Raw genomic sequence first — 7,815 nt, forward strand, 5'->3', positions numbered from 1 at the left:
CTCAACTCCTCGAACCGCCCGGTGCGGACCCGCATGCCGGGTGGTGTGGGAGGGGTGCGGTCCACTAGGATCGCCCCCTATCCCGATTCCCGATGCGTGCGTGTGGCGCCCGTCATGGGCGCGGAAGGTGACGATGGAACATCCGGACGTCGCGGGCGGCGTCGCCGCTTTCCGGGAAGTGCTGACGGGGCTGGGCGCGCCGGGCGCCGCCGTCATAGGCGCGGCGGTCATCGCCGTCGCCCTGCTGCTCGGTGCCGGCCTGATCCGGCATCGGCGCCGGCCCCGCTGAGCCTCAAAGATCATGACAAAGCCCCCACGCCGCGAGGCCCGGGGGCTTTCGTGTTTCGGGCTTACGCGCCGCGCCCGGTCTTGTCCTGGAGCGCGTCGATGCGCTTGGACGCCTCGGCCTTGGTGATGTCCGGGTCGAAGGACTCGCCGGCTTCCTCCGACAGGGTCTTCAGGTAGGAGGCCTGGGCGCCGGTCATCGGTTCGTCGCCCGTCGTCCAATCGTCCGGATCCTTTTCTTGGTTCGAGAAGGGCTTGCCGGCTTTCGGGTTCTCGGCGTCGTGCGCGTCGTGCTTCTGGTCGGGCTTGGCGTTCATGATACGTTCTCATTGCTGGAAAACAAGGATTCAACAAACGCCTGCCGGAGCGGTTCCGCCGGGACGCGGAAAAATATTCGGAACGCCCATCCCTCCGGCTCCGCAACTCCGTGCCGGAAACTGTTCGGATGACGCACAGTTTCTCTTGCCGGGTCCTGGTATATGGAATACAGTATGGTCAATACGGCTCAACAAGACGACGCACGGCGGCTCGCGCCGGCAAGACTGAGGGGGAAGCACATGACGATGCAGTCACAGCCGGCCACCATCCGGCCCGAGGCCACGACCGAGAAGTCCGAGCGCGCCGAAAAGGGCCAGGTGGTCCAGTCGCTGTCGCGTGCGCTGAACATCCTGACGATCCTCGGCGCCGGCGAAGTCCCGATGAGCCTGACCGAGCTGGCGGAGTCCGCCGGCCTGTCGCCCTCCACCGCGCACCGCCTGCTGACCACCCTGCAGCAGGACCGCTACGTCCGTTTCGACCAGGCCACGCGCCGCTGGTCGGTCGGCGTCCAGGCCTACATGACCGGCGTGACCTTCCTGAAGACGCGCAGCCTCGTGGACATCGCCAAGCCGCGCCTGCGCCGCCTGATGGAGGAGAGCAGCGAACTCGCCAGCCTCGCGGTCGAGGACAACGGCGAGGCCATCTACCTGGCGCGCGTCGGCGGCCCGCGCGTGGCCCAGGCGGCCCTGCCGACCAGCGAGCGCACCCTGCTGCACTGCTCGGCCGTCGGCAAGGCGCTGCTCGCCGGCATGCCGGAGGCGCGGGTGCAGACGATCCTGCAGCAGCGCGGCATGCGCCAGTTCACGCGGACGACCCTGTCCTCCCTGCCGGCGCTGCGCGACGAGCTGACCCTGACCCGCAACCGAGGCTACGCCGTGGACCAGGAGGAGCGGGTGGCCGGCATGCGCTGCGTCGCCGCCCCGCTCTATGACGAGAACGCCCGCGTCATCGGCGCCCTGTCCGTCTCCGGCACCAACCGCCGGATCGAGGACACGCGCGTCCGCGCGCTGGGCGAGATGGTCAAGCGCGCCGCCGCCGCGGTGACCACGGAGATCGGCGGCCGCGTCCCGGCCTGACGTCCAGACGCGCATCATCCGGCCTTCTTCGGCGCTTTCCGCACCCCGCGGAAGGCGCCGAAGCCGTTTCGGGAATGCCGCGCCGCTTTCGCTGTTGTCACTCGAACGAGGACATTCCGGGAGAGTGAGATGGGCGTCAAGGATATGGCAGAGACGATTCGTCATGGCGGGTCCGGCGTGCCCGAGGACGAGGTCCAGGGGGCGACCAGCGCCGCCGCGGTCGGCAAGCACCCGATCCACCCCACCATCATTCCCTTCCCGATCGCCTTCCTGACGGCGACGCTGGCCACCGACGTCGCCTATTGGCGCACGGGCGATCCCTTCTGGGCGCAGTCGTCGCGCTGGCTGCTGCGGGCCGGGCTGGCGTCGGGCGTCGTCGCCGGCGCCGTGGGGGCGGTGGATTACGCCGCCATCCCCCGCACGCGCAAGCACGCGGTCGGGCCGCTGCACGCGCTGGGCAACGTCACGGTGCTGGCCATCGCCGCCGCCAACCTGATGGGCCGCCGCCGCGACCCGGAGGAGGGGGTGGTGCCGCGCGGCCTCGCCCTGTCGGCGGCGACCACGGCCCTGCTGGGCCTGACCGCCTGGGCCGGCGGCGAGCTGATCTACCGCCACCGGGTGGGCGTGGTCGGGGAGGTGGACGAGAGCACGGACGGCGAGACCGGCAACGACCGGGTGGCCTCGCCCGGCGGCATCGTGCCCGTGCCGGCCGGGGACGCCCGCGCGCTGGAATATGCGGGCGAGACGGCCGGCGAGCCGGTGGCGCGCTGATCCGGCGGAGCTTGACATGTGCGTGAGTGGGTCGGAAATCGGGTGAGGGCGGGGCGTGCCATGATAGGATTCAGGCATGCCCCTTTAATCCGTGGAGCGGGAATGACGGCGAGACGAGTCAGGGCATTGCACGCGGCGTTGCGCGACGACATCGGCGACCTGACGACGCGCCGCCCCTTGCCCGGTCCGGGGCTGGACCAGCTCGACCCCTTCCTGTTCCTGAACCACCACGGCCCGCAGAGCTACCCGCCGGGCAACCGGGGGCTTCCCTTCGGGCCGCACCCGCACCGCGGTTTCGAGACGGTGACCTTCATCCTGGAGGGCGAGCTGGCGCACCGCGACAGCGGCGGGCATGAGAGCGTCATTCGCGCCGGCGGCGTGCAGTGGATGACCGCCGGGCGTGGCCTCGTCCATGCCGAGCTGTCGCCGGATTCCTTCAAGCGGAGCGGCGGGCCGCTGGAGATCCTCCAGCTCTGGGTGAATCTGCCCGGCCGGCTGAAGATGACCGAGCCGCGCTACACCGGCCTCCAGAAGGAGGAGATCCCCTCCTTCCCCGTCGGTGATGGCCGGGCCACGCTGAACCTGATATCCGGTGCCTGGGACGGGCGGGATGGGCCGATCCGATCCCTGACGGACGTCTTCATGTCGGTCCTGGCCTGCTCCCCCGGCGCCCGGCCGAGCCTGCCCGTGGCGGCGGGACGGGCGGTGTTCCTGTATGTGGTGCGCGGCGCGGTGACCGTCGGCGGGCAGCGGGCCGAGGCCTTCCGGCTGGTCGAGATGGAGGAGGACGGGGACGCGGTGGAACTGGAGGCGGCGGAGGACGCCGTGCTGCTGTTCGGCCACGCGCCGCCGCTGGGCGAGCCGGTCGTGGCGCACGGCCCCTTCGTGATGAACACGCGGGACGAGATCATGCAGGCGATCCGCGATTACCAGGCCGGCCTGTTCGGCTGAGAGGGCGGGCAGGCCAGGGGCAACAAGAAGACGTCTCAGAGGGGAACCCACCAGATGCCTTATCTTTCCCGCCGGGCGGCGTTCGGCACCATGGCGGCCATCCCGGCCGCGGCGGCCGCGGTCTTCGCCACCGACGACGCGCTGGCCCAAGGCGCGGCGCAGGATGGCGCGGCGCAGCCGGCGCAGCAGCCCGCAACCCTGCAGCAGGCGCCGGGCTTCTACCGGATGAAGGTCGGGGACATGCTGGTCACCCGCATCAACGACGGGCAGTTCACGCGGCCCAAGCCGACGGAGGGATTCGTCCGCAACGCCAAGCCGGAGGAGGTCGCGGCGGCGCTGAAGGAGTCCTACCTGCCGGCCGAGGCGCTGACGATCCCGCTGACCTTCATGGCAGTGCAGGGCGGCGGGCGCACGGTGGTGATCGACACCGGCACCGGCGGCGGGATGATGCCGACCGCCAACGCCGGCGCGCCGAACATGGAGGCGGCGGGCATCGACCCGGCCAGCGTGGACACGGTGGTGATCAGCCATTTCCACGGCGACCACATCGGTGGGCTGACCGGCCCGGACGGCAAGGCCAGGTTCACCAAGGCGGAGATCCTGGTGCCGGAGGCCGAATGGGCCTTCTGGATGGACGAGGGGCAGATGTCCCGCGCGCCGGAGGGGATGAAGGGCAGCTTCCAGCTCGTCCGCGACCGCTTCGGCGCCTACCCGCAGGAGCGCATCCGCCGCTACGCGCCGGGCGCCGACGTGGCGCCGGGCATCCGCGCCCTGGCCTCGCCCGGCCACACGCCGGGCCACACCGTCTACGCCGTCACCTCCGGCCAGCAGCAGCTGATGGTGTTGAGCGACACCAGCAATCACCCCGCCCTGTTCGTGCGCAACCCCGGCTGGCACGCCATCTTCGACATGGACCCGGTCCAGGCCGAGGAAACCCGCCGCCGCCTGTTCGACCGCGTCGCCGCCGACCGCATGATGGTCGTCGGCTACCACTTTCCGTTCCCGGGCGTGGGCTACATCGGTCAGCGTGGCCGCGGTTACGAGTTCCATCCGGCCCAGTGGTCCTCAAGCCTGTGAGTTGTTTCTCGCTCCGATGAAGGGATCGTTCAAGTAAACAACCACTTTGCCGTCACCCCCGCGAAAGCGGGGGTCCAGGACTCTTCCGTAACGTTCGTTCCGTGGACTTCTGGATCCCCGCTTTCGCGGGGATGACGGCTAAGTTGACGGTTTCCCTATTGCCTCTTTGTTGGGAACCACTTCCCAACACGCTTCACGCGTCGAAGAACACCGTTTCGCCTTCGCCCTGGAGGCGGATGTCGAAGCGGTAGACGGTGCGGCCGGGCAGTTCGGCGCGCTGGGCGATGAGCGTGTTCCGGCGCTCCTCCGGCACCAGGGCCAGCACGGGGTCGGCGGCGTTGGCCTGGGCCTCGTCGGAGAAGTAGATGCGGGTGAAGGCGTGGGAGAGCATGCCGCGGGCGTAGACGATCACGTTGACGTGCGGCGCCTGGCCCTCGGCGACTCCACCCGGCTTCACCGTCTCGAAGCCGTAGAGGCCGCCGGCGCTGCTGTCGGCGCGGCCGAAGCCGGCGAAGTGGCGGGGCTGGCCGTCGGCGGCCTCGGCCGGGTAGTGGCCCTCGGCGTCGGCCTGCCAGACCTCGATCAGCGCGTCCACGATGGGGTTGCCCTCGCCGTCGAGGACCTGGCCTTCGATGCGGATGTGTTCGCCCGGCAGCTCCGGCGAGGCGAGCCTGTTGTCGGCCACGCCGCGCCGGCCGTAGGGCTGCGGGATCAGGCCGTAGAGGAAGTAGGGACCGACGGTCTGGGAGGGGGTCTGCTTCAGCATGGGATCAGGCCTCCATCGGGGTGGCGTTGCGTCCGCGCAGGACGATGTCGAACTCGTAGCCGAGCGCCCATTCCGGCTCGGTCCGGTCGATCGAGAAAGTGGAGATCATGCGCTGGCGGGCGGATTCGTCGGGCGTGCAGTTGTAGATCGGGTCGAGCGGCAGCAGCGGATCGCCCGGGAAATACATCTGCGTGACCAGCCGCGATTCGAAGCTGTGGCCGAACAGAGAGAAATGGATGTGCGCCGGCCGCCAGGCGTTGTGGTGGTTGCGCCAGGGATAGGCGCCCGGCTTGATCGTGACGAAGCGGTAGCGGCCGTCATCGTCCGTGAGGCAGCGCCCGGCGCCGAAGAAGTTGGGGTCGAGCGGCGCGTCGTGCTGGTCCACCTTGTGGACGTAGCGGCCGGCGGCGTTGGCCTGCCAGATCTCCACCAGTGACCGGCGCACCGGGCGCCCGTCCTCGTCCAGAACGCGGCCGGTGACGATGATGCGCTCGCCCAACGGGGCGGCGTTGACCACCGCGTTGCGCGTCAGGTCGTGGTCGAGCGCGTCGATGGAGCCGTCGCCGAAGGCGGGTGCGGTCAGGTTGGACAGTGCCTGCTTGATCGGGATCAGCGGCTGGCGTGGGGAGCGCAGCGCGGTGGAGCGGTAAGGCCCATGGTCGTAGGGCGGGTGCTGCGTCCAGTCGCGTGGGCTGAAGGCGTTGCCGCCCCCCGGATTGGCGTTGCCCGAGGGCTTGGTCAGGTCGTTTGGCACGGTCGGTTTCCCCATGATGGCCGGCACCGTCGCGATGGGCGGGCGGGTGCCGATGTTCTCTGGCACATATTCTGGCGCGCATTATGGACCTGGGGTCCATTTCCTGAAACAGTGGAGAACGGACCCGTGAGGTTCATTCGTGGCGCGGAGTGTGGGGATGGCGGTGGATCGCGAGGCGGGCAACCGGACGACAGCAAGCCGGGCGGACGCGGGCCGGATGGGGGCCAAGCCGGTGAACGCGCTGGTGCGGGGCCTGCGCGTGCTGGCGGCGGCGAACGAGCGGTCGGTGGCGACCGTGTCGGACCTCGTGACCCTGTCGCGCCTGCCCAAGGCGACGGTGATCCGGCTGCTCCAGACCCTGCTGCACGAGGGCTATGTGGAGGAGCTGGGCGACGGGGGCGGCTACCGCGTGACCGCCAAGGTGCGCAACCTGTCGCGCGCGCTGCGCGGCCGCACGCCGGTCGCGCAGATCGTGCAGCCCCTGCTGGACCGGCTGGGCGGGCGGGTGAAATGGCCGTCGGAATTCTTCCTGGTGGAGGGACATTCCGTGGTGATCGAGGCGTCGAACCGCGACGCGGCCCCCGTGAAGGTGAACCTGTTCGAGCACCGCCGATTCCCCATCGCCGCCTCGGCCACCGGCCTTGCCTATCTCTCCGGACTGGAGCCGGGGGAGGCGGAGCGGCTGCTGCGCGCGGCCATGGACAAGGACGCCGGTGGGGAAGCCGTGGCCGAGCGCATCGCCCGCGTCGCCGAGGCGCGCCGGCGCGGATACGCCCTGTGGGAATACCCGGCGCTGGCGCCCGGCCTGCGCATGGCCTCGATCCCCGTGCGCGCCGGCGGCCAGGCCATCGGCGGCCTGTCGCTGATCCACTTCCGCGACATCGTGCCCGACGATCTGCTGGAGGGGTTCTTCCTGGCGGAGATGCGCGCCGTGGCGGAGGAGATCGGCCGCCTGCTGGAGCGGGAGATGGCCGTGCCGGAGCCGGAGCGGGATAGATCAGCGCGATCGAAAAGTATGACGTTGTGATATGCATTGACAAAGTTGCGACAACCAAAAACTTTACGCAAACAAAGTCATCCTATACCCGTGTATATATTTTCGCTCTCATCCGTGATTTCATATAATATTATATCAATGGTAACGACAGAAACTAAGGCTTAGCAATCAAATCGTCGTTAATGATAGGTCGGTCCTCCTGCTTGCGGCAGATTAATAATGCCATTGCAAGAAATGCGATAAAAAATATTTGCATTTAGGTATTTATATTTAATAAATATCGCCAATGCGCTAATGGATATCTCAATAAGCTCTGGCTTATTTAAAGGTATCATCCCGATTTCGCGCGAAACCGTTACCGGTCAGCAGCTTTTTGTTGTATATCGCATTAATCGACTTTTGCGCAGGCTTCTAAAGTTGACAAAAAGGTTGACCGGCCTTATTTTGTATCGGTACGATAAGCGTAGGAGGCGTTAGAGCGATGCCCATTCCGCTGATATGGAGCGGCTTCATATGTGTGAAAAATATGCTCACCGATATCGCCGATCCTGGCAAAATGGAGAAAGTTGACGCAATCCTTTCTTCGGCTATGGAAACGATCGCTGACGTTCTGCCAACTGCAACCGCGCCTTTGCTCAGGGAAGGAGCGACGGCAGCCAAAGGGGCATTGGAGGCCCTTAGCTGTGTTGCCGATATAGATGAGCTTTCTCCTTCCTATGCCGCCGGACGGCTTTCAGAGCCTGTTTGATTAGGCTTCTGGCTTGTAATCTCGGCCATAGGCGCGGAGTGCTCGATCGAAAGCAGCGATTTCTACGGCATC

General features: G+C 67.6%; 10 protein-coding genes. 7 read left to right on the forward strand and 3 right to left on the reverse strand.

Features of this window, described 5'->3' with window-relative positions:
- The first annotated feature begins 133 nt into the window (after positions 1–133).
- Positions 134–289 (forward strand): hypothetical protein, encoded by a 156-nt coding sequence (locus tag JUB11_RS31890; protein WP_207462837.1) that lies wholly within the window; start codon positions 134–136, stop codon positions 287–289.
- A gap of 61 nt (positions 290–350) precedes the next feature.
- On the opposite strand, the gene JUB11_RS31895 is transcribed toward JUB11_RS31890, so the two are convergent.
- Entirely contained in the window at positions 351–602 is a 252-nt protein-coding gene (locus JUB11_RS31895) for a DUF3072 domain-containing protein (protein ID WP_207462838.1), read from the reverse strand.
- A 240-nt stretch (positions 603–842) separates the two neighbouring features.
- Between JUB11_RS31895 and JUB11_RS31900 the strand changes: the two genes are divergently transcribed.
- The 4 genes from JUB11_RS31900 (at position 843) to JUB11_RS31915 (ending at position 4,478) form a co-directional block, all read left to right on the forward strand.
- Positions 843–1,679 carry an IclR family transcriptional regulator gene (locus JUB11_RS31900; protein WP_247887468.1) on the forward strand — a complete coding sequence of 279 codons (837 nt, stop codon included), beginning with the start codon at positions 843–845 and terminating at the stop codon, positions 1,677–1,679.
- 129 nt (positions 1,680–1,808) lie between these two features.
- Positions 1,809–2,450: a DUF2231 domain-containing protein gene (locus JUB11_RS31905; protein ID WP_207462840.1), complete on the forward strand. Its 642-nt coding sequence runs from the start codon at positions 1,809–1,811 to the stop codon at positions 2,448–2,450.
- 102 nt (positions 2,451–2,552) lie between these two features.
- Positions 2,553–3,401, forward strand: coding sequence for a pirin family protein (locus JUB11_RS31910; RefSeq protein ID WP_207462841.1), 849 nt, complete (start codon positions 2,553–2,555; stop codon positions 3,399–3,401).
- A 54-nt stretch (positions 3,402–3,455) separates the two neighbouring features.
- Positions 3,456–4,478, forward strand: a complete 1,023-nt coding sequence (locus JUB11_RS31915) for an MBL fold metallo-hydrolase (protein WP_207462842.1) — start codon at positions 3,456–3,458, stop codon at positions 4,476–4,478.
- 193 nt (positions 4,479–4,671) lie between these two features.
- Here JUB11_RS31915 and pcaG read toward each other — a convergent pair whose 3' ends face one another.
- Both pcaG and pcaH read right to left on the reverse strand, forming a co-directional pair.
- The gene (gene pcaG / locus JUB11_RS31920) at positions 4,672–5,244 is read right to left on the reverse strand and encodes a protocatechuate 3,4-dioxygenase subunit alpha (protein WP_207462843.1); all 573 of its coding nucleotides are present in this window, start codon (positions 5,242–5,244) and stop codon (positions 4,672–4,674) included.
- Positions 5,245–5,248: 4 nt separating this feature from the next.
- The gene (gene pcaH, locus JUB11_RS31925) at positions 5,249–6,064 is read right to left on the reverse strand and encodes a protocatechuate 3,4-dioxygenase subunit beta (RefSeq protein WP_348771549.1); all 816 of its coding nucleotides are present in this window, start codon (positions 6,062–6,064) and stop codon (positions 5,249–5,251) included.
- Between the two features lie 91 nt (positions 6,065–6,155).
- Here pcaH and JUB11_RS31930 point away from each other — a divergent pair, with 91 nt between their 5' ends.
- Both JUB11_RS31930 and JUB11_RS31935 read left to right on the forward strand, forming a co-directional pair.
- Positions 6,156–7,025, forward strand: coding sequence for a helix-turn-helix domain-containing protein (locus tag JUB11_RS31930; protein WP_247887469.1), 870 nt, complete (start codon positions 6,156–6,158; stop codon positions 7,023–7,025).
- 451 nt (positions 7,026–7,476) lie between these two features.
- On the forward strand, positions 7,477–7,743 hold the full coding sequence (locus JUB11_RS31935) for a hypothetical protein (RefSeq protein WP_207462844.1): 267 nt from the start codon (positions 7,477–7,479) through the stop codon (positions 7,741–7,743).
- The last annotated feature ends 72 nt before the right edge of the window (positions 7,744–7,815 follow it).

Source organism: Azospirillum sp. SYSU D00513 (assembly GCF_017356015.1).
Classification (GTDB): domain Bacteria; phylum Pseudomonadota; class Alphaproteobacteria; order Azospirillales; family Azospirillaceae; genus Azospirillum.